1 rRNA gene is annotated in these 234 nt (G+C 45.3%); it reads left to right on the plus strand.

The features are described 5' to 3' along the window. Positions 1 to 149: 149 nt before the first annotated feature. Positions 150 to 234: ribosomal RNA gene (rrf, locus tag KNO72_RS15550) — 5S ribosomal RNA — on the plus strand; the annotation flags it as partial.

Genomic DNA, 234 nt, shown 5'->3' on the forward strand with positions numbered 1-234 from the left:
GAAGCGTGGCGACACGTGGAGCTGAATGATACTAATCGGTCGAGGCTTTGATCTAGTCTAATGGTTTGTGTTGATGAATCCTCAGTTTTGAGAGAACAATCTCAAAAACATGTTGACATTATGTTAAGATAATGTTAATATCATATTTGTCTGGTGGCGATAGCGAGACGGCCACACCCGTTCCCATGCCGAACACGGAAGTTAAGCGTCTCAGCGCCGAAAGTAGTTGGGGGA

The organism is Exiguobacterium sp. s123, assembly GCF_018617075.1.
Taxonomy (GTDB): Bacteria; Bacillota; Bacilli; order Exiguobacteriales; family Exiguobacteriaceae; genus Exiguobacterium; species Exiguobacterium profundum.